This is a genomic window from Pseudomonas sp. 14P_8.1_Bac3 (assembly GCF_025466085.1).
Classification (GTDB): domain Bacteria; phylum Pseudomonadota; class Gammaproteobacteria; order Pseudomonadales; family Pseudomonadaceae; genus Aquipseudomonas.
Window position 1 is genome coordinate 108,691 of the sequence record NZ_JANLOD010000021.1, and the last position, 18,879, is coordinate 127,569.

Consider the following 18,879-nt stretch of genomic DNA (forward strand, 5'->3'; position numbering starts at 1 on the left):
GTAGAACGGGACTTGTCAGTTATTGCGCCGCCAAGTAGCTTTGCCAGTCGCAAGGAGCCAGAACTGCGTGCCATTAACGCCCCACCGCGTTGCATCCAGATGAACTGCCAGGCTCACGAAAAACCCCACCGCCCAGCCTAACTGTGCCCGCCGGTTTTCAATCGTCCCTCTGACTTACCCGTCGCAAAGGAATCTCTGCATGAGTGCCAATCCACGCGTTGCCGATTATGCCATTCACCCACAATTCACCGATCGCTGGTCGCCCCGCGCCTTCACCGGCGAAGCCATCCCCGAGGAAACCCTGCTGAGCTTCTTTGAAGCGGCACGCTGGGCGCCATCGGCCTACAACTCGCAGCCTTGGCGGTTTCTCTACGCGCGTCGGGATACGCCGAACTGGGAGCGTTTCCTGGGTTTGCTGAACGAGTTCAACCGCGGCTGGGCGCAACACGCCTCGGCGTTGGTGATCGTGATCTCGAAAACCACCTTCGCGGCGCCCGGCGCCACGGAAGAAACCCCGGCCCTGTGGCACACCTTCGACACCGGTTCCGCCTGGGGTCATCTGGCGCTGCAAGCGAGCCTCAGCGGCTGGCACACCCACGGCATGGCTGGCTTCGATCAGGAACTGACCCGCAAAGAGCTGAACATTCCTGAAGGCTACGCGCTACACGCAGCGGTGGCGGTGGGCAAGCTGGGGGATAAAGCGACGCTGGCGGATTACCTGCAAGCGCGTGAAGCGCCAAGCCCGCGTCGTCCGTTGAGCGAGCTGGCGGCTGAAGGCGATTTCACCCTCTAAGCCACTTCCCTATAGGAGCGAGCTTGCTCCGGGCGGCGTTCCGACGATGGTCGCGATGGTCGCGATGGTCGCGAACGATGACGGTAGCCGCCTGATATCCAACGGCGGCCTCACGTTTTTCGCGAGCAAGCTCGCTCCTAAGGGGGATGCGGTGACTTTAGTAGCCGCGATTGAAATCCACTTCCCCGCGCAACGCCTCGCCTGCGTGATACGCCCGCAGGTTCTCGACAAACAGGTTCACCATCATCGCCGGCGACGTCGGTGCCGAGCTGTGCCCGGTGAGCAACAACCCCCACGCCGTCCAGAACGGATGACGTTGCGGCAACGGCTCCTGACGGCAAACGTCGATGACCGCCCCCGCCAGATGCCCTTCCTTCAGGGCTTCGACCAAGTCCGCGTCGACCACCGCCACGCCACGCCCGACGTTGATGAACAACCCGGTCGCCTTGAATTGCTTGAACAGGGCCGCGTCGTACAGATCGTGGGTATTCGGCGTGTTTGGCAGCAGATTGATCACGTAATCCACTTCGCCCACAAGCCGCGGCAGGTCCGCCAACCCCGCCACTTCAATGAACGGAGCCTGCTCGCGGGCTTCACTGGCGATGCCATACAACTCGACGCCAAACGGCAGCAAAAACTGAGCGACGGTCTGGCCGATGTCGCCGGTGCCGACGATCAATACCTTGCGCCCCGCAAGGCTCTGGCCCTGACGACTGTCCCATTTACGCTCGACCTGGCTGACCAGCCGCGGCAGCACTTCGCGCTCGTGGCCGAGCATGTAGGTCAGCACGTATTCGGCCATGACCTGGCCGAAAATCCCCACCGCGCGGGTCAGGCGATAGTGCCTTGGCAGGCCGTCGGCCAGTAACGGCGTGATGCCGGCCCAGGTCGATTGCAGCCATTGCGGCTGGTGGCCCTGACGCAACAGGGTGGCCAGCAGGTCAGGCTGGCCGAGCCAGATCGGGCAATCGGCGGCGTGGCGGGCGAGTTCGGCCGAGTCGCCGCTGGTCAGCACTTCCACTTCAGGCGCGGCCTGGCGCAACAGTTGGGCATATACAGGGTGGTCGTGTTCAGCAATCAGAACGCGCATGGTTCAAACCTTTCAAAAGCAGTGCAGACGGCCTGCCGGTGGAGTATCGCTCCCGCACCGTGGCCATCGTCAAAATCATTCCAGTGTTTCACGCAGACTCTGAACAGAGCCTGTCTGCCCATCACATCGGATCATTGCGTCGCAGCAATTCTTCCGGCAAGTGTTCGATGTATTCGTCTTCTGCCGGTGGCATTTGCAGGTGATAGCCCTGCTTCTCGAGATTTTCCAGGACCACCGTGATGTCCTCGCGCGACAGCTTGCGTTCGGGGGTCAGCACCAGGTCGAATGCGTGGTGCGGTTTGCCGAAAGCGGCCATCAGACTTTCCGGAACGCGCTCCAGTGCATCGCTCTTGAGCACATAGAGGTACATTTCGTTTTTCTTCAGGCTTCGATAGATGGAGCAGATACGTTTCAAGGCTGTTCTCCGGCGGTGGCCAGGCTGTCGAGCAGCGCCTGGCCCATCAATTCGCGGCGCCAGCCACGCAGCGAATCAGGCAATTGGTAAGGACCGTTGGGAAAGCCGCTCTTGAGCAGCGCTTCCAGGGTTTTCTTGCGCAGCATCAGTTCCGGCGCAACATTCAGTCGTTCGGCTTCGGCCTGGCCGAGGGCACGCAGCTGTTTGATCAGCGCGGCGGCATCCACCGGCAACGGCTCCGGCACGGCAGGCGGCCATTGGTCTGGCGACACACTGCCAGAGCGCTTGATCAGATCAAGCAGAAATTCGCCATCCTGACGCACGGTACGCGGGTGCATGTCTTCGATTTTCGCCAGCGCCCCGAGGTTGTCCGGTTGCGTCCGCGCCAGCGGCCAAAGGGAATGTTCGCGGATGATCCGATTGCGCGGCAGGTCACGGGCGCGGGCTTCGCGTTCGCGCCAGGCGCAGAGCTCACGCAGCACGGCGAGTTGAGCGCGGGACAGTTTCCAGGCCAGTTTGGCGTCGCGGTAAACCTCATACGGGTCCACTTCCCGACGCAGGTTGGCCACCAGCTCGGCACCGTCTTCCAGGACCCAGGCGTATTTGTCGTCAGACAGTTTCGGACGCAGTCGTACGAACACTTCCGCCAGGTGCAGGGCGTCTTCGGCGGCATAGCTGATCTGCGTCTCGGAGAGCGGGCGCTGCAGCCAGTCGGAACGGGTCTCGCCCTTGGGCAGGTCGATGCCGAGCACTTCCTGCACCAGCCGCGAATAACCCATGGAGAAACCGAGGTTCAGGTAAGCGGCGGCCAATTGGGTGTCGAACAGCGGCGCCGGCAGGCTGCCGGTCAGGCGCAACAGAACTTCGAGGTCTTCGCTGCAGGCATGGACAACCTTGACCACGGCCGGGTTTTCCAGCAGCGCGGCCAAGGGCTGCCAGTTGTCGATGGTCAGCGGATCAATCAGGTAAGCGCGTACGCCATCGCCGATCTGCAGCAGGCCTGCGATCGGATAAAAGGTGTCGACCCGCATGAATTCGGTGTCGAGGGCAACGTAGGGCAGTTGCTGCCATTCGGCGCAAAACCGGCCGAGGCTATCGTTGTCGCGAATCCAGTGAATATCGATGGCCACACGGCTCTCCCTTGAAGAATGGCGCGCAGTATATATCGCCCCCGGAGATTTCCGCGCATCCACTGAACAAGAGCTTTAGCGAAAGTACCTACTGGATAGCAAGAATTGTCTGACGGAGGGAGGTTATCCAGCCTTACGCAACACATAGACACGCATGCGCACGCAACCGGGCAGGAAGTCTTGATGGCTGAGCACACTGAAACCCGCCTGTTTGAACTCGGCTTCCACCTCGGCCTTGTTGGCCACCGGTAGCATCGCGGCGTCGTCGCCCCGGGGTCGCCGACGCTTTAAACGGGCATTGATCCGCACCGCGATAATCACCGTATCGCGGCTGACCCGGTGAAATTCGCCGAGCATGGCCGAGCGATGCTCGGGGTCGGCGATATGCTGAAACAGTTGCATGCAAAAAATGCAGTCCACCGCATTCGCCGACAAACCGATGGTGAATGCCGAACTCTGGAAGGTCTTGACCCGTTTCAGCAACTGCTGCGGGTGGTGTGTCCGTGCGTGATCGAGCATGTCCTGCGACGGGTCGGACGCCAGGATCACCCGATTGGCGTGCTCGGCCAACACGGGCCAGAAACGCCCTGCCCCGCAGGCGACGTCAAGAATCAGCCCCGGCTCGCCGGCCACCTTGAGCGCGTTGCGCACCAATTGCTCGTCACGCCAGTACGTCAGGCGCCCGGCGAGACCACGGGCGCGCGGCTGCAGGCAGACGCGGGCGTGTTCCTGGTCATGGCGCCGGGCGAACTCTAGTTCGACGACTGAAGGGGGCTGAGCGGACATGTCAGAGGGCTCTTACGGAAATATCTACCAGGGCCGCAGGTTAACGGCCGATACGTGAAAAAAAGGTCGTGACGCTCACTCATTGGCCAGGACGCCGTCGATCACGGCACCGCGACAGCCGGCAAACAGATCCAGGTCCGGCTTGTAGACCTTGCTGCTGACCTCCAGCAAACCGAGCATCGAATGGAACAGGTTGTCCTGGCTCAACGGCTTGTTCCGGCTCAGTTGCAGGCAGTGAGTATCGACCGAGAACGACTTCTGATAACTGTCGGAGAACCACGCCAGCATGGCGACATGCTTCTGTTGATCCGGAGCCATCACGTAAGGCGTGCCATGAAGGAACAGGTTGTATTCGCCGAGAGATTCGCCGTGGTCCGACAGGTACAACATCGCGGTATCCACCTTATCCTGGTTCTTGCGCAGCAGATCGATCAGCGTCGACAACACATGGTCGGTGTACACCAGCGTGTTGTCGTAACCATTGACGATACTTTCGCGGCTGCAATTGTTCAGCGCGTTGCTTTCACAAACCGGGGTAAAGTACTCGTACTCCTTCGGGTAGCGCTTGAAGTATTCCGGCCCGTGACTGCCCATCTGATGCAAGACCAACACAGTGTCCTTATCCAGGGTATCGATGAAGTGCTGCAGACCTTGCAGAAGAATTTCATCGCGACATTCACTGTTGGCGCACAACGCCGGGTCTTTCAAGTTGCTGACATCCTCGAGGGTGACGCGGTCGCACGTGCCTTTGCAGCCCGACTGGTTATCACGCCAGATGACTTCAAGGCCCGCGCGCTTGAGCACGTCCAGCAAGCCTTCTTCATTCTTGGCCTTGCTCGCGTTGTAGTCTTTGCGGCCCATGTTGGAAAACATGCAGGGCACCGAAACGGCGGTCTCCGTGCCGCAGGAATGCACATCGGTAAAGGCAATCAAACCGGCTTCCTTGTCCAGCTTCGGCGTGGTGTCACGCGTATAACCCAACACACCGAAGTTCTCGGCCCGGGCACTTTCGCCCACCACCAGTACGGTCAACGATTTGCGACCATGGGTTTGCCAGGCCGGATTTCTCGCGGCGTCTTCGCCAATCTTGACGAAAGGTTGTTGAGCCGAAACCACTTGCTCGCGCAGGAAGCTGACCGACGCACCGATGTAGTTGCTGGGCACGACCATCAATCGCAACTCGTGGTGATTACGAAACAACGAGGAAAGGCCTTGGTAGTTAACCAGTGCAACCCCTCCGATCACCGCCACCGACGCGACACCCACCAACACTTTGCTCAACAACTCGCGATGCCAGCGGCGATAGTTAACCGGTGTTTTCCACAACAGCCAAGACGGCAAAACGCCGAGAACGCCAATATAGCCAAGCAACTTTATCGACAGTAAGTCACGTACTTCCGTGGCGTTGGTTTGCACAAAATTACGCAACATGCCGGTATCAATCAGCACGCCGTACTGACTCATGAAATACGCCACGCCGGCGCTGACCATAAAGATCAGGGTCAATACCGGCTTCATCACCGGCCGGAACGCCAGGAGGGTCAATACGATGTTGAAGGCGGCCAGAATCATCAAGCCGAACGCCACGCGCATCGCGACACCCTGGGCGTCTGATGCGGTGATCGAAAACAGGTGCTGCCACAGCACCCCATTAAAGCCAATTAATAGAAAGGCGCTGGCAATCAGTGTCACCCACTCGGAGCGCACGGCTTTAATCTTAAACATGATGATCGGCTGGTCCTGAAAAGAAATGCCGTCGATAAATGTGAAAATTTCATTTATCGCGACGGCATTAATTCTAGAAAGCCAACCATCAATTTTTTGTGAAAAGGAAGCCAACGATTAGTTGGCTCCAGTGGTAGGTCGAAGCTTAAGTTGTGTTTGAGAATGGTTCAGGCCTGGTTCAGGTACCAACGCCAATCCTGCTCTCCGACTTCGCCCATGAACTGCCGGTACTCGGCACGTTTAACCGCGAGGTAAACACCCAGAAACTCACTGCCGAAGGCTTCCCGCGCCCAGCCCGAACCTTCCAGCGCGCGCAATGTGGTGAGCCAATCGGTGGGCAGGCGTTCCGTGGCCTGGGCGTAACCGTTGCCCTCCACTGGTGCACCCGGGTCCAGTTGTTCACGAATGCCGCGATGGATGCCGGCCAGGATCGCTGCCGCCGCCAGGTACGGGTTGGCGTCAGCGCCGCAAATGCGATGTTCGATGTGCCGCGAAAACGCCGGACCGCCTGGTACGCGCAAACTCACGGTGCGATTGTCGACGCCCCATGTAGCGGCCAGCGGCGCGTAGCTGTTGGTCTGGAAGCGACGGTAGGAGTTGGCGTTCGGACAGAACAGCAACAACGAGTCGAGCAAGGTGCTCAGCATGCCGCCAACCGCGTGTTTGAGCAGCGGCGTACCGTCCGTGGCGTCGCTGGCGAACAGGTTATTACCCTCTTTATCCGCCAGGCTGACGTGCATGTGCATGCCGGTGCCGGCCAGGTCGTCGAAAGGCTTGGCCATGAAACACGCCGCCATCCCATGCTTGTGCGCCACGCCCTTGACCAGACGCTTGTAGCGCACAGCTTCATCCATCGCCTGCAACGCGTCGGTGCGATGTTCGAGGGTGATTTCCACTTGCCCCGGCGCGTATTCGGAAATCGCCGTGCGCGCCGGGATGCCTTGGAGTTTGCAGGCGCTGTACAAGTCGGCGAGGAACGGCTCGATCTGCTCCAGTTCACGCAACCCGTAGACCTGGGTGCCGCGTGGCCGGCCCCCATCGACATCGCGCGCCGGTTGCGGCCGGCCATTGCTGTCGCGCTGTTGATCCAGCAGATAAAACTCCAGTTCCGCGGCCATCACCGGGTAATAGCCGTCTGCCTGCAAGCCTTCGATCACCTTGGCCAACAGGTGTCGCGGGTCGGCGATGGTCGCGGGCATACCCTCCTTCGGGTGCATGCTGACCTGCACCGCCGCCGTTGGAATCAGGCGCCATGGCATGCGGGTCAAACTGCCACTGATCGGGTAGGCACGGCAATCGATGTCCCCGACATCCCAGACCAGCCCGGAATTTTCCACGTCATCGCCGTTAATGGTCAGGCCCAGAATAGTGCTCGGCAACGGGCGCCCGCTTTCATATACCGCGAGTAACTCGTCGCGATGCAACAACTTGCCCCGTGGCACCCCGTTGTTGTCGAGGATGAACAACTCGAACATCTCGATATCCGGGTTTTGTTCCAGAAATGTCAGGGCTTCTTGCTGGGTGGCGAATGATGTCGTGGCACAACTCATAGGAATTCTCTCGTTTCCGCGTCAGGCAAACGCGCAGGCGCTGCCGATTTGATCCGGCGCAGGGCGCGGGACCTGTAAGCATCATCAACGGGAAAGGCGGGAGTCCGGCGGGCGCGCGTGACGGCAATGCCACAACGCCCAGAAAGCGAGTTCGGATGGAAGTGCGACTGGACAACCGTCCATAGGGAAGACCGCAGTAAACAGATGGGCAGCAGCGTCACATGGCGGGATAAGTCGTTAAATCGGGATTTGAAGAACTTTGGGTTTGGATCGGCTAAACATTAATGGGGCTACCGCTCCCACAGTGGAGCTGCATCGCACTCCAGCTATTGGATTTTTAAATAATGCGCCGGACTTTCTGATTTGCGGCCCTGCCGGCCTCGCGCGCCTAATCTGCGCCAGGTCAGTCAAGGCTCCATCAATGGAAAACGTTCGTGCAAGTTCCCGCCCCGCCCTCTGGTTAATGTTCAGCATCATTTTGATCGCGCTCAACCTGCGTCCCTCCATGGCGGCGGTCGGCCCTTTGCTGTCAGCGATCCGCGGCGACATTGCGCTGAGCTTCAGCCTGGCCTCGCTGCTGACCATGCTGCCGGTGATGGCCATGGGGCTGGCGATGTTCTTCGGCCTCAGCGTCAGCCAATGGCTCGGCGAGCAGCGCACGGTGGCGGTGTCGCTGCTGATCATTGGCCTGGCGACGGCGTCACGTCTGTTCCTGGACTCTGCCACCGAACTGATCCTCAGTGCCGTGCTCGCCGGGATCGGTATCGCGCTGATCCAGGCGTTGATGCCCGCGCTGATCAAGTCCCGTTTCAGCGGCCACGTCTCCATGTGCATGGGCCTCTACGTCACCTCGATCATGGGCGGCGCCGCCATTGCCGCGTCCTTCGCACCGCAGGTGATGCTGCGCACCGACAGCTGGCGAATGGGATTGGCGATCTGGGCACTGCTGGCGTTGGTGGCCGTGCTGTTCTGGCTAGGTCAACGCGCAGGGACGCCGCCACTGCAGGCTCAAACGCAACGTAACGGCTCGTTTTTCGCCAATCCCCGCGCTTGGCTACTCGCACTCTTCTTCGGTCTGGGCACGGCGTCCTACACCTGTGTGTTGGCTTGGCTGGCGCCGTACTACGTGGAAAAAGGCTGGAGCGAGCAGAACGCCGGATTGCTGCTGGGGTTCTTGACTGCCATGGAAGTGTTATCGGGCCTGCTCACGCCGGCGATTGCCAACCGCAGTCGTGACCGACGCCCGGTCCTGGTGGTGTTGTTGGCGCTGATCCTTTTCGGCTTCTGCGGGCTGATCCTGGGCCCGCAACACTTGAGCCTGTTGTGGCCGTGCCTGCTGGGGCTGGGCATCGGCGGACTGTTCCCGATGAGCCTGATCGTGTCGCTGGATCACCTGGACAACCCGCAACGCGCGGGCGCATTGACCGCTTTCGTGCAAGGCATCGGCTACCTGATCGCCGGTCTTTCGCCGCTGATCGCCGGGATGATCCGCGATCAACTCGGCAGTTTCGAATGGGCCTGGTGGTCACTCACCGGCGTCATCGCGGTGATGATGTTGATGGTTCTGCGTTTCAATCCACGGCATTACGCCAGGTACGTTCACTGACTCACAGGAAACTTCCTACAGGGCATTCTCCTGGCACCATCGTTCCGTTAGGATCCGTCGCACGAGTGTGCGCTCAGCCAGCGCAAGGATCACAGCGAGATGAATGGATGCTGAACAGTAACTTGCTTAGAAAACTCGACATGCAGGACCTCATGGTGTTTATCGCCGTGTACGAGCAACGCAGCGTCACCGAGGTGTCCGAAACCCTCTGCGTCAGCCAGTCCACCGTGAGCTATTGCCTGAAAAAACTGCGCACCGGTTTCGAGGACGTGTTGTTCATCAATACCCGCGCGGGTATGCGCCCCACCTGCAAAGCCAGCACCATGTACACCCATGTGCTGAAAATCCTGGAAAGTATCAACCTGTGTCACGCCGTTGCTCCGACCTTCGACCCCACCTTGCAACCGGCCACCTTCAACATTTGCGCGCCTGAATACTTCGAGCAGTTGATCCTGCCGCGCCTTTTGAAACGTATCGATCTCGCCGATTGGCCAGTGATGGTCAATATGCACAAGTTCGAAACCGACATCCCCGCCGAAGCACTGCGCGACGGCAGCCTCGACCTGGTCATTTGCTTCGGCCCGAGCTTTCATCGCAATCACACTGACTTCAAATCCCGGATGTTGCTCGAAGATGACCTGGTCTGTGTCTTCGATAAACGTGCCGCGCCACGGGAGCCGCGTCTAAGCCTGCAAGCCTTTACCGAACGCCGGCATGTGTTTCCGACACCTTGGACGTCCGCCACCAACATGGTGGATGGCTGGCTGGCGCAACAGGCGCAAAAACGCCAAATCGTCGCGCGATCCAACAGCTACGGCGCGGCGCTGAAAATGATCGCCGGCACCGATTTCATCGTCACCCTGCCCCGACGCATCCAGCAATTGCTGGCCAGCGACGCCATTTTCAGCCACTGCGAAGCACCCAACGGTTTACCGGGCTTCACGCTCGACATGCAATGGAGTCAGCATGCCGATCAGGACGGCGCCAACGCCTGGTTGCGTGAACAGGTGGTGCAGGCCTGCTTCGAGCGTGAAGCGGCGTGAAACTCAGTGGCTGATCGCAACCTTGCTGTAGGACTCCCGATCGATGTCGAGGATTTCCACCGCCAGCTGGACTTCAATATCCGTTGGCCACTCACACAGGTCCTGCACCACCGCCAGCAGACTCTCGGACAGCTGCTTCTTGATCTGCGGCGAGCGGCCGCTCAACAGCGCCAACTTCACGTGGACGAACGCCCGCTCAGCCATGGTGGTGCCGACCTTGAACGTCTCGACCTTTACCGCACGACTTTTAATGTCGTATTCGGCCGCAAACTGACCGGAAGCCACCAGCGTATTGTTGAGCCGGATCAGCGCCACATCGGCATTCAGCTCGGGCAAGTTGGTGGTGTATTCCATGTGCAGGTGAGGCATGACGTGGCTCCTGAAGGTAGGCGGAAGGGTCGTACATATATCACAGAGTCGGCCCGTTCACCGGGACGGCGACGGGTGAAAACGCTCACTCATGAACGCCTCCAGTCGCGCACGCAACCAGCGTTCGGCCGGATCGGTGTCGACATGGCTGAGCCAGACCATGGACAGGTCCAGGGTCGGTGTCTCGAACGGAAAAGGTTCCGCGAACAAATGACCGGATGTCGCCATCGCCTGAGCGGTGTAATCCGGCAGGCTGGCGATCAGATCGGTGCCGGCGAGCAACGCTGGCAACGAACTGTATTGCGGCACGGACAGCACCACGTGGCGCGTACGGCCGATCTCAGCCAGCCACTCGTCGGCGTAGCCACTGACATTGGCGGTGTGGGACACGATCACGTGGGGGCGCGAGCAATATTCGTCGAGGGTCAGCGGTGTGGCAGAGGCATCGGCACGCAGAAGGCTGGGCTGGATGTGCCGCAGCAATTTGCGCTTGGCATTGGCCGGAAGGCCGCGGGTCTGGCTGATGCCGACAGTGATGTCACCGGACGCCAGCAAGTCGGGAATCCGCCAGTAATCGACATGCTGCACCACAAACACCACTTTCGGCGCTTCCTGGCGCAGGGCACGCAGCAGTGGCGGCAACAGGCCGAACTCGACATCGTCCGACAGCCCGATACGAAAGGTCATGGTGCTGCTGGCGGGGTCGAAATCGCGGGTCAGGCTCAAGGCCACCGACAGCGAATCCAGCGCCGGCGAAAGATACTGGATCAGCTCTTCCGCCCTGGCAGTGGGCTCCATACGATGCCCGACCCTGATAAACAACGGATCATTGAACATCGCGCGCAAGCGATTGAGCGCCGAGCTGATAGTCGGCTGCCCGAGAAACAGCTTCTCCGCCACCCGGGTCACGTTGCGTTCGAGCATCAAGGTTTCGAACACCACCATCAGGTTAATATCAGCCTTGCGTAGTTCGTTGCGATTCATCCCCTGCCCCCGGTTCCCCTGTCTGCCGACAGTTTAGGTAGCTGTCACCAACGGCGTCTATGCGACTCAAGCAGATTGCATTCGCGCGTGCTTGCGAGGTTGCCTGGAACGAAGCTGCTCCGGTTGAGCAGCTTCAACGCTTGAGGCTAGATTTCCTTCACCGGGGTCAGGTCGTGAGTGCCCTTGATCAAGCTGATGGCATGGGCGCAATCGGCCCGGTTGACGTACGCCTCTCCACTGGCAATCGTTTCGTGGTTGCCCGCCCTCAAGCGCCACCGCCATTGGCCTTTGCCAGTCTGGGGGGTGCCGCGGGTTTGCCTGTAAATCTCAAAATACATGGTTCGCTCCTTGCGATGGCTGATAACGGCAGATCAGTGATCTGCGAAACCAGAGTAGATGAGGATTTTGGGCGGCGAAGTCTTTGAATGTCAGGGGATATTTCACGGAGAAACCCTTGAGTCCCGGGACGCCCAATGGATACGAGCGACGGTAATTCGAGCTACTCGGGTGCGTAATTTTTCCTGTAATCAGGCTTACTTTTCTTACGCCGGGCCGGTGTCGTTTCTCACAACAAAGGGACAGCGGCCGGACGCCCTGCAACGTCCAGCCGATGACTATTACTTGCTGGCCCAGGCGTTGAAGCGTTCCTCGAGTTCTTCGCCGTGATCAACCCAGAACGCCACGTCCATGGACAACGCACCCTTGAGGTTCTGCGGCGCCGTGGGCACCCATTGCGCCAGCTTGCTGTCGAGTTTGGCGGCGGCCAGGGTATTGGTCGGGCCATACGGGATTTGCTCGACATACTTGACCTGAGCATCCGGCTGGTTGGCAAAGGCAATAAAGCGCTTGGCCTGATCAACATGCTTCGAGCCTTTGATGATCGCCCAGTAATCCATGCCATACAGGCTGCCCGGCCAGACCAGCCCAAGGGGGCTACCGGTTTGCGCAGCGGCGGCGATACGCCCGCTGTAGGTGGACGTCATCACCACGTCCCCGGCCGTCAGCCATTGCGCCGGTTGCGCACCCGCTTCCCACCACTGGATATAAGGTTTGAGTTCGGTGAGCTTGGCAAAAGCGCGGTCGACGCCTTGCGGCGTGTTCAGTACCGAATACACGTCCTCGACCTTCACCCCATCGGCCAGCAAGGCGAACTCCAGGTTGTACACCGCGCGTTTACGCAACCCGCGTTTGCCGGGCGTTTTCTTCACGTCCCAGAAGTCGGCCCAGGAGGTCGGTGCCTGTGCCAGCTTTTGCGTGTCGTAGGCAATCGCCACGCTCCACACCAGCGCTGCCGAACCACAGGCCTGCGCCGCGTCGGGGATCAATTGTTCGACGCGCCCGAGACTTTTCCAGTCCAGTTTTTCGTACATGCCTTCGTCGCAGCCGCGCATCAGGTCCGGGCCTTCGATCTGCACCACGTCCCAATCAGCGTTGCCGGTGTCGACCATCACTTTGATCCGGGCCATCTCGCCGTTGTATTCGCTCTGGATCAGCTTGCTGTGATCCGCCGCGCTGAACGGCTGGAAAAACGCGACATCCTGCGCTTTCTGGCCAGCGCCGCCGTAACCCACCACCACCATTTCCGGCGCTGCCTGAGCACTGCCGAGGCCCACGGCCAATGACAGCAGCAAGGGATAAAAACCGTGCTTGAGCGTGTTCGATTTCATCAGTGGATCCTCTTGCAGGTGCCACTCGGCACAACGCCGCGTGACCCTTTTTTATTGTTGTGAGGTTCGCCCGATTGCGGGCGCCAAATGAATCTACTGCGAGCCATAGTAAAAAAACAAGTTGATTTTTTACTGAAGGTAAATTTCTATAGGCAAATAATAACAACGCCGAAACTCGGCCTTTCGGCTTCAGCCTGCCCGGAGTACCCGTCCCATGCCGACCTCGTCCCCTGCTTTTGCACACCTGTTCGAACCGTTGCAACTGCGCGGCAAACGGCTGAAAAACCGCATCATGTCGAGCGGTCACGACACTTCCATGCCCACCGATAACCTGGTCAACGATCAACTGATCGCCTACCACGGTGCGCGTGCCGAAGGCGGGGTCGGCTTGATCGTGCTGCAGGTGGCCGGGGTGCACGACAGCGCTCGTTACACTTCCCACGTGCTGATGGCCACCGATGACGCCTGCATCGAGGGCTACCGGAAGATCGCTGAGCGTTGCCATGCCCACGGCACGCTGGTGTTGTCGCAGGTGTTCCATCCGGGGCGGGAGATAATGGAGTCCAGCGACGGTTTACTCGCCGTCGCTTACTCACCGTCGGCAGTGCCCAATGAGCGTTTCCGGGTGATGCCGCGGGCCCTGGATCAAGCGATGATCGATGAGATCGTCGCCGGTTATGGTGCCGCCGCCCGCCGCTTGTATCAGGCGGGCATCGACGGCGTGGAAGTGGTCGCCAGCCACGGTTACCTGCCGGCGCAGTTCATCAATCCGCGGGTCAACCGCCGCACCGATGGCTACAACGGCGACCTCGAACAGCGCCTGCGCTTCCTGCGTGAAGTGATTGCCGCTGTGCGCGCCAGCACCGATGAGCATTTCATCATTGGCTTGCGCATTTCCGCCGACGAACGCGACCCCGAAGGGCTGACTGAGGATGAATCCCTGGCCGCCGTGCAAACCCTGCAACCGAGTCTGGATTACGTGCACATCGTCGCCGGCACCTCGGCATCGCTGGGCGGCGCCGTGCACATTGTGCCGCCGATGGCGATCGAAGCCGCTTACCTCGCCAAGGAAGCGGGGACGTTCAAGGCTGGCCTGTCGATTCCGCTGTTCGTCACCGGCCGCATCAACCAGCCCCAGGAGGCTGAGCTGATTTTGGCGCGGGGTCAGGCAGATGTCTGCGGCATGACCCGCGCACTGATCTGCGATCCGCAAATGCCCAACAAAACCGATACCGGCCACGCCGAAGATGTACGCGCCTGCATCGCCTGCAATCAGGCGTGCATCGGTCACTTTCATAAAGGCCTGCCGATTTCCTGCATCCAGCATCCGGAAACCGGGCGTGAATTGATCTTCGGCCAGCGGCAACCAACGGCGCAACGCAAACGCATCATGATCGCCGGCGGCGGGCCTGCCGGGATGAAAGCCGCCGCCGTCGCCGCCCAGCGCGGCCATGATGTGACGCTCTACGAAGCCAGTTCGCAATTGGGCGGACAGGTCTTGCTGGCGCAACTTTTGCCACGGCGCGCCGAATTCGGCGGCGCCAGCACCAACCTGCAACGGGAGATGGAACTGGCCGGCGTGCGCGTGGTGCGCAACACCCGCGTCGATCGGGCGTTGGTGGAGCGCGAACGGCCGGACCTGGTGATCGTCGCCACGGGTGCCGCACCCTACTGGCCACACTTCGAGCGCGGCGGTGAATTGCAGGTGGTGGACGCCTGGCAAGTGCTGCGCGATGAGGTGCAGATAGGCCGTTCGGTGGTGGTGGTCGACTGGCGCGCCGACTGGATCGGCCCCGGTATCGCCGAACGCCTGGTGCGCGCCGGGCATCAAGTGCAACTGGCCGTCAACGGCACCCATTGCGGGGAAAACCTGCCGCTGTACGTGCGCGATCAACTGGCCGGCGAACTGCACAAACTCGGCATCCCGATCACCCCCTACGCGCGGCTTTACGGTTGCGACGACAACACCGTCTACCTGCAACACACCGCCAGCGGCGAACCGATGCTGTTCGAAAACATCGACACGCTGGTGCTCTGTCAGGGCCATCAACCAGTCGACACGTTGGGCGCAGAGCTGCAAGGCCTGGTGGAGTTCCGGCGCATCGGCGACTGCCTCGCCCCGCGCACCGCCGAAGAAGCCATCTATGAAGGGTTGAAAGTCGCCTGGACGCTTTGAGGCTGTTTTATACTCCGGGACTTTTGAAATTTCCGGTTTGGAGCACGCCATGAGCAACAGCAGCAAGATGCCGCCTGCCAGCAGCGCGCCCACCCAGGACAGCGCCGCGGCAGCGCCGCATTTTCTCGGCACGCGCATCCGCGGCCTGCGCAAACGCCGCGGCATGACCCTGGCAGAACTGGCGCAACTGAGCGAACTGACTGCGGGCTACATCAGCCAGCTCGAACGAAACCTGGCCTACCCGTCCATCCCCGCCCTCTTCAACATCGCCCGCAGCCTGGGCGTGACCATCCAGTGGTTCTTCGCCAGCGAAGCGCAAACCGCGCCCGAAGACGACGGTATTGTCGTGCGCAAGAACAGCCGCATGAGCGTGCATTACGAAGACGGGATCGTCGATCACCTGCTCACCCCGCAGCCGAATAGGCAATTGGAAATGCTGCACTCGCGATTTCCGCCAGGCACGTATAGCCAGCAGAGTTACAGCCATGAGGGGGAAGAGGCTGGGTATCTGCTGTCGGGGAGTTTTGAGTTGTGGGTGGGGGAACGGCACTTTCAGCTAAGTGAGGGGGATAGTTTCAGCTTTTCAAGCCAGGAGCCGCATCGGTACGGGAATCCGGGGGATGTGGATGCGGTGGTGATCTGGGTGATTACGCCGCCTACGTTTTGAGGGCTGCTCAGCCGTAGTAAGTGCCACATAAAATACCAGCGTCCGGCCTGGCATGACACCCAGTGGGAGCGAGCCTGCTCGCGATAGGCTGGTACTACCGCCACATCTGCTGTGGTTGGAATACCGCCACAACCGGCAAACTGGTCTTGCTAACACAGTGATTGGTCTTAACTAATCGGAATTGGGCGCCGCGCGGGCTTTTTGTAAGCATCGACTCACAACCACCCAAATCCTTTTCCCATCATCCCAGCCAACCCCAGCGCGGCCGTAATCAAAGCGCCAAATAACACACGAAAGTCTGTTCTGGTTTCTTTTCGATGCTCCCGAATATCCACACGAAGTTCATCAAGGTCGCGCCGGACGTATTCGATGTGCGTTTCAAGTTTTGTAACACGCGATTCCAATGGATTTTCTCCTGGAGGACCTGGGGGCCTTCGGTCGTTGCCGTCGCCGCTTGCCCGTCTGTCACTCGGTAAGCGCTCGGGATAATGCTCGTTCAGGTTTACCAGCACAAAAGGCTCACTCATCGCTGGTCTCCGGGCCGTCGCCCGCAATGCCGCCTTCGACGATGACATCTGACAACACGCTCAACGAATGCAGCCGAATAAACCCACAATGCTTACAGTTAAGCATCACTGCCGGCACGCCGCATTGCAAATATTCTGTGCCACGCACCCAAGGCAACCCTACGCCTGTCGCCCCGCTTTGAAGTGGTAACTCCCACTCAGCTTGCTCACAGAATGGACAATCGTCGTTCGTTAGTCTTTCTTTGAAAATCTGCGCTAATCGACTCGTATCTAGATGAAGATCCCTAGGCATCGACTAGCCTCGTGACATCTGCGAGCCAGTCGCTTTTCTCTGGAAAATATACTTTGTCGCCATCGCACATAGCTGCCTCCTCCTTGAGCGCGTAATTCATTGATTGAGCGGGGAACCAAAGTGTCTGCGCCAGCACGACCCGTGACGTCGTATCGGACGCTTAGCTGAGACTGAATATACCCCCTATCAAACTCGGACATGTCTGTGTAAGAAGTAAGAACATTCGCCTCTTTGGCGTCGGCTCGGAATAATCACTGTGGGATCCGTCTGCATGATCTTTGCGTCTGCCTGCATCCCACATCACGCCTCCAATATCTCCAAAACAAATAATCCAGAAACGAAAAAGCCCCGTAACTTTTCAGTTACGGGGCTTTTCCTATGTAATGGCGGAGAGATAGGGATTCGAACCCTAGGTACCGGTGAAGGTACAACGGATTTCGAATCCGTCCCATTCGGCCACTCTGGCATCTCTCCAACGGCGCGCATCATAACAACACTTTTGCCGGAAGCGAACCCCCTAGGCGAAATTTTTCCGTGCTATCAGATGCTTGCGTCGATTAAAGCGGTACGCCCAGACGGTTGGCGACTTCTTCGTAGGCTTCGATGACGTCACCGAGGCCCTGACGGAAGCGGTCCTTGTCCATTTTTTTGCCGGTGGCCTTGTCCCACAGACGGCAGCCGTCCGGGCTGAATTCGTCGCCCAGGACGATGGAGCCGTCGGAGAACACGCCGAATTCCAGTTTGAAGTCGACCAGCAACAGGCCGGCGTCGTCGAACAGTTTGCTCAGGACTTCGTTGACCTTGAGCGAGAGTTCTTTCATGCGAACCAGTTGCTCGGCGGTGCCCCAACCGAAGGCCACGACGTGGGATTCGTTGATGAACGGGTCGCCCTTGGCGTCGTCCTTGAGGAACAGCTCGAAGGTGTAGGGGTTGAGTTTCATGCCTTCTTCGACGCCCAGGCGCTTCACCAAGCTGCCGGCGGCGTAGTTACGCACGACGCACTCAACCGGAATCATGTCGAGTTTTTTCACCAGGCATTCGTTGTCGCCCAGCAGTTTGTCGAATTGGGTCGGTACGCCGGCCGCTTCGAGTTTCTGCATGATGAAAGCGTTGAACTTGTTGTTCACCATGCCTTTGCGGTCGAGCTGCTCGATGCGCTTGCCGTCGAACGCCGAGGTGTCGTTGCGAAACAGCAGGATCAAGCGGTCAGCGTCGTCGGTCTTGAACACCGATTTGGCTTTGCCGCGGTAGAGTTCTTCACGTTTTTCCATGATGGGCTCCGCTTGCTAAGTAGGTGGGCTAGGCGATGTGTCGCCAGTCGAGCCCTGAATCTTGATCGGCCAGTTGCAGCCAGTCCGGGTCGCACCCGAGGGTGTCGACAAAACATTGCCGGGCCAGCTGCGGCAGGTTGTTCTTGCTGCTCAGATGGGCCAGGACCAGGTGTTGCAGGCCTTGCCAGCCCAACTCGGCCACCAGGAATGCCGCCTGATGGTTGTTCAAATGTCCCAGTTCCCCGCCCACCCGCTGCTTGAGAAAGTACGGGTAATGACCGCGAGCCAGCATGTCCCGGCAATGGTTGGCCTCGATCATCAACGCATCGAGGTCGCGATAGCCGTCCAGCACCTTGTTGCAATACGAGCCAAGGTCGGTCAGCAGGCCGAAGCGCCGCTCGCCGTCGCTGAACACATATTGCGTCGGTTCCTGTGCATCGTGGGCCACGGCAATGACGCCGATGCTCAGTGCGCCGATCTGCAATTGCTCGCCGCCCGCCAGGAGGCCGGCCGGTTCAATCGGTTTGCGCATCCCGCGCAGGGTGCCGCGGCTGAGGTAGACAGGCAGATTGTAACGCCGAGACAGCAAACCCACGCCATGCACGTGGTCGGCATGTTCGTGGGTCACGAGTATCGCGCTCAGTTGCGCCGGGTTCACACCCAGGCGCAAAAGGCGTTTTTCGGTTTCCCGCAGGGAGAAACCACAATCCACCAGCACGTACGTGTCAGCGCTGGCTATCAGCGTGCCGTTCCCTTGGCTACCGCTGCCGAGAACGGCAAAACGCATG

Annotated in this window: 18 protein-coding genes and 1 tRNA gene; 5 read left to right on the forward strand and 14 right to left on the reverse strand. The window is 59.7% G+C overall.

What is annotated here, in order from left to right:
• Positions 1-199 precede the first annotated feature (199 nt).
• Positions 200-793, forward strand: a complete 594-nt coding sequence (locus tag NTD84_RS07855; protein WP_262164534.1) for a nitroreductase family protein — start codon at positions 200-202, stop codon at positions 791-793.
• A 157-nt stretch (positions 794-950) separates the two neighbouring features.
• Here the strand turns inward: NTD84_RS07855 and NTD84_RS07860 are convergent, their stop codons facing one another.
• From NTD84_RS07860 to NTD84_RS07885, 6 genes are all read right to left on the reverse strand, one after another.
• Positions 951-1,883: a D-2-hydroxyacid dehydrogenase gene (locus NTD84_RS07860; RefSeq protein ID WP_262164536.1), complete on the reverse strand. Its 933-nt coding sequence runs from the start codon at positions 1,881-1,883 to the stop codon at positions 951-953.
• A gap of 121 nt (positions 1,884-2,004) precedes the next feature.
• A complete protein-coding gene (locus NTD84_RS07865; RefSeq protein ID WP_007898694.1) occupies positions 2,005-2,298 on the reverse strand; it encodes a YcgL domain-containing protein in 294 nt (97 codons plus the stop codon).
• On the reverse strand, positions 2,295-3,428 hold the full coding sequence (gene rnd, locus NTD84_RS07870; protein ID WP_262164538.1) for a ribonuclease D: 1,134 nt from the start codon (positions 3,426-3,428) through the stop codon (positions 2,295-2,297). The genes NTD84_RS07865 and rnd overlap by 4 nt, the downstream gene beginning before the upstream one ends.
• A gap of 123 nt (positions 3,429-3,551) precedes the next feature.
• Positions 3,552-4,214: a class I SAM-dependent methyltransferase gene (locus tag NTD84_RS07875; protein WP_262164540.1), complete on the reverse strand. Its 663-nt coding sequence runs from the start codon at positions 4,212-4,214 to the stop codon at positions 3,552-3,554.
• Positions 4,215-4,289: 75 nt separating this feature from the next.
• The gene (locus NTD84_RS07880; protein WP_262164542.1) at positions 4,290-5,939 is read right to left on the reverse strand and encodes a phosphoethanolamine transferase; all 1,650 of its coding nucleotides are present in this window, start codon (positions 5,937-5,939) and stop codon (positions 4,290-4,292) included.
• A gap of 167 nt (positions 5,940-6,106) precedes the next feature.
• Positions 6,107-7,489, reverse strand: a complete 1,383-nt coding sequence (locus tag NTD84_RS07885) for a glutamine synthetase family protein (protein ID WP_262164544.1) — start codon at positions 7,487-7,489, stop codon at positions 6,107-6,109.
• Between the two features lie 421 nt (positions 7,490-7,910).
• On the opposite strand from NTD84_RS07885, the gene NTD84_RS07890 reads away from it, so the two are divergent.
• Together NTD84_RS07890 and NTD84_RS07895 are read left to right on the forward strand one after the other, a co-directional pair.
• Positions 7,911-9,095 (forward strand): cyanate transporter, encoded by a 1,185-nt coding sequence (locus tag NTD84_RS07890; protein ID WP_262164546.1) that lies wholly within the window; start codon positions 7,911-7,913, stop codon positions 9,093-9,095.
• Between the two features lie 107 nt (positions 9,096-9,202).
• Positions 9,203-10,138, forward strand: a complete 936-nt coding sequence (locus tag NTD84_RS07895; RefSeq protein ID WP_262164548.1) for a LysR family transcriptional regulator — start codon at positions 9,203-9,205, stop codon at positions 10,136-10,138.
• A 3-nt stretch (positions 10,139-10,141) separates the two neighbouring features.
• On the opposite strand, the gene NTD84_RS07900 is transcribed toward NTD84_RS07895, so the two are convergent.
• The 4 genes from NTD84_RS07900 to NTD84_RS07915 form a co-directional block, all read right to left on the reverse strand.
• A complete protein-coding gene (locus NTD84_RS07900) occupies positions 10,142-10,507 on the reverse strand; it encodes a 5-carboxymethyl-2-hydroxymuconate Delta-isomerase (protein WP_262164550.1) in 366 nt (121 codons plus the stop codon).
• A gap of 57 nt (positions 10,508-10,564) precedes the next feature.
• Positions 10,565-11,491, reverse strand: a complete 927-nt coding sequence (locus tag NTD84_RS07905) for a LysR substrate-binding domain-containing protein (protein WP_262164551.1) — start codon at positions 11,489-11,491, stop codon at positions 10,565-10,567.
• Between the two features lie 146 nt (positions 11,492-11,637).
• Positions 11,638-11,829 (reverse strand): YegP family protein, encoded by a 192-nt coding sequence (locus tag NTD84_RS07910; protein WP_262164553.1) that lies wholly within the window; start codon positions 11,827-11,829, stop codon positions 11,638-11,640.
• A gap of 279 nt (positions 11,830-12,108) precedes the next feature.
• Positions 12,109-13,158, reverse strand: coding sequence for an ABC transporter substrate-binding protein (locus NTD84_RS07915; protein ID WP_262164554.1), 1,050 nt, complete (start codon positions 13,156-13,158; stop codon positions 12,109-12,111).
• Positions 13,159-13,372: 214 nt separating this feature from the next.
• Between NTD84_RS07915 and NTD84_RS07920 the strand changes: the two genes are divergently transcribed.
• Together NTD84_RS07920 and NTD84_RS07925 are read left to right on the forward strand one after the other, a co-directional pair.
• Positions 13,373-15,334, forward strand: a complete 1,962-nt coding sequence (locus NTD84_RS07920; RefSeq protein WP_262164555.1) for an FAD-dependent oxidoreductase — start codon at positions 13,373-13,375, stop codon at positions 15,332-15,334.
• 67 nt (positions 15,335-15,401) lie between these two features.
• Positions 15,402-16,001, forward strand: coding sequence for a cupin domain-containing protein (locus NTD84_RS07925; RefSeq protein WP_262164670.1), 600 nt, complete (start codon positions 15,402-15,404; stop codon positions 15,999-16,001).
• Positions 16,002-16,216: 215 nt separating this feature from the next.
• Here the strand turns inward: NTD84_RS07925 and NTD84_RS07930 are convergent, their stop codons facing one another.
• The 4 genes from NTD84_RS07930 to NTD84_RS07945 all read right to left on the reverse strand — a co-directional run bounded on the left by NTD84_RS07930 (position 16,217) and on the right by NTD84_RS07945 (position 18,878).
• Positions 16,217-16,528, reverse strand: a complete 312-nt coding sequence (locus NTD84_RS07930; RefSeq protein WP_262164556.1) for a hypothetical protein — start codon at positions 16,526-16,528, stop codon at positions 16,217-16,219.
• Between the two features lie 676 nt (positions 16,529-17,204).
• Positions 17,205-17,294, reverse strand: a tRNA-Ser gene (locus NTD84_RS07935).
• Between the two features lie 83 nt (positions 17,295-17,377).
• The gene (gene purC / locus NTD84_RS07940; protein WP_008034929.1) at positions 17,378-18,091 is read right to left on the reverse strand and encodes a phosphoribosylaminoimidazolesuccinocarboxamide synthase; all 714 of its coding nucleotides are present in this window, start codon (positions 18,089-18,091) and stop codon (positions 17,378-17,380) included.
• Positions 18,092-18,119: 28 nt separating this feature from the next.
• A complete protein-coding gene (locus tag NTD84_RS07945; RefSeq protein WP_262164559.1) occupies positions 18,120-18,878 on the reverse strand; it encodes an MBL fold metallo-hydrolase in 759 nt (252 codons plus the stop codon).
• Position 18,879: the final 1 nt, after the last annotated feature.

What these genes read in the sequence shown, in the direction of transcription:
- NTD84_RS07925 (WP_262164670.1), top strand. Translation starts at nt 15,402, where the DNA reads ATGCCGCCTGCCAGCAGCGCGCCCACCCAGGACAGCGCCGCGGCAGCG.
- NTD84_RS07930 (WP_262164556.1), bottom strand. Translation starts at nt 16,528, where the DNA reads ATGAGTGAGCCTTTTGTGCTGGTAAACCTGAACGAGCATTATCCCGAG.
- NTD84_RS07920 (WP_262164555.1), top strand. Translation starts at nt 13,373, where the DNA reads ATGCCGACCTCGTCCCCTGCTTTTGCACACCTGTTCGAACCGTTGCAA.
- NTD84_RS07915 (WP_262164554.1), bottom strand. Translation starts at nt 13,158, where the DNA reads ATGAAATCGAACACGCTCAAGCACGGTTTTTATCCCTTGCTGCTGTCA.
- NTD84_RS07875 (WP_262164540.1), bottom strand. Translation starts at nt 4,214, where the DNA reads ATGTCCGCTCAGCCCCCTTCAGTCGTCGAACTAGAGTTCGCCCGGCGC.
- NTD84_RS07905 (WP_262164551.1), bottom strand. Translation starts at nt 11,491, where the DNA reads ATGAATCGCAACGAACTACGCAAGGCTGATATTAACCTGATGGTGGTG.
- NTD84_RS07895 (WP_262164548.1), top strand. Translation starts at nt 9,203, where the DNA reads ATGCTGAACAGTAACTTGCTTAGAAAACTCGACATGCAGGACCTCATG.
- NTD84_RS07855 (WP_262164534.1), top strand. Translation starts at nt 200, where the DNA reads ATGAGTGCCAATCCACGCGTTGCCGATTATGCCATTCACCCACAATTC.
- NTD84_RS07860 (WP_262164536.1), bottom strand. Translation starts at nt 1,883, where the DNA reads ATGCGCGTTCTGATTGCTGAACACGACCACCCTGTATATGCCCAACTG.
- NTD84_RS07910 (WP_262164553.1), bottom strand. Translation starts at nt 11,829, where the DNA reads ATGTATTTTGAGATTTACAGGCAAACCCGCGGCACCCCCCAGACTGGC.
- NTD84_RS07880 (WP_262164542.1), bottom strand. Translation starts at nt 5,939, where the DNA reads ATGTTTAAGATTAAAGCCGTGCGCTCCGAGTGGGTGACACTGATTGCC.
- NTD84_RS07890 (WP_262164546.1), top strand. Translation starts at nt 7,911, where the DNA reads ATGGAAAACGTTCGTGCAAGTTCCCGCCCCGCCCTCTGGTTAATGTTC.
- NTD84_RS07900 (WP_262164550.1), bottom strand. Translation starts at nt 10,507, where the DNA reads ATGCCTCACCTGCACATGGAATACACCACCAACTTGCCCGAGCTGAAT.
- NTD84_RS07885 (WP_262164544.1), bottom strand. Translation starts at nt 7,489, where the DNA reads ATGAGTTGTGCCACGACATCATTCGCCACCCAGCAAGAAGCCCTGACA.
- NTD84_RS07945 (WP_262164559.1), bottom strand. Translation starts at nt 18,878, where the DNA reads ATGCGTTTTGCCGTTCTCGGCAGCGGTAGCCAAGGGAACGGCACGCTG.
- purC (WP_008034929.1), bottom strand. Translation starts at nt 18,091, where the DNA reads ATGGAAAAACGTGAAGAACTCTACCGCGGCAAAGCCAAATCGGTGTTC.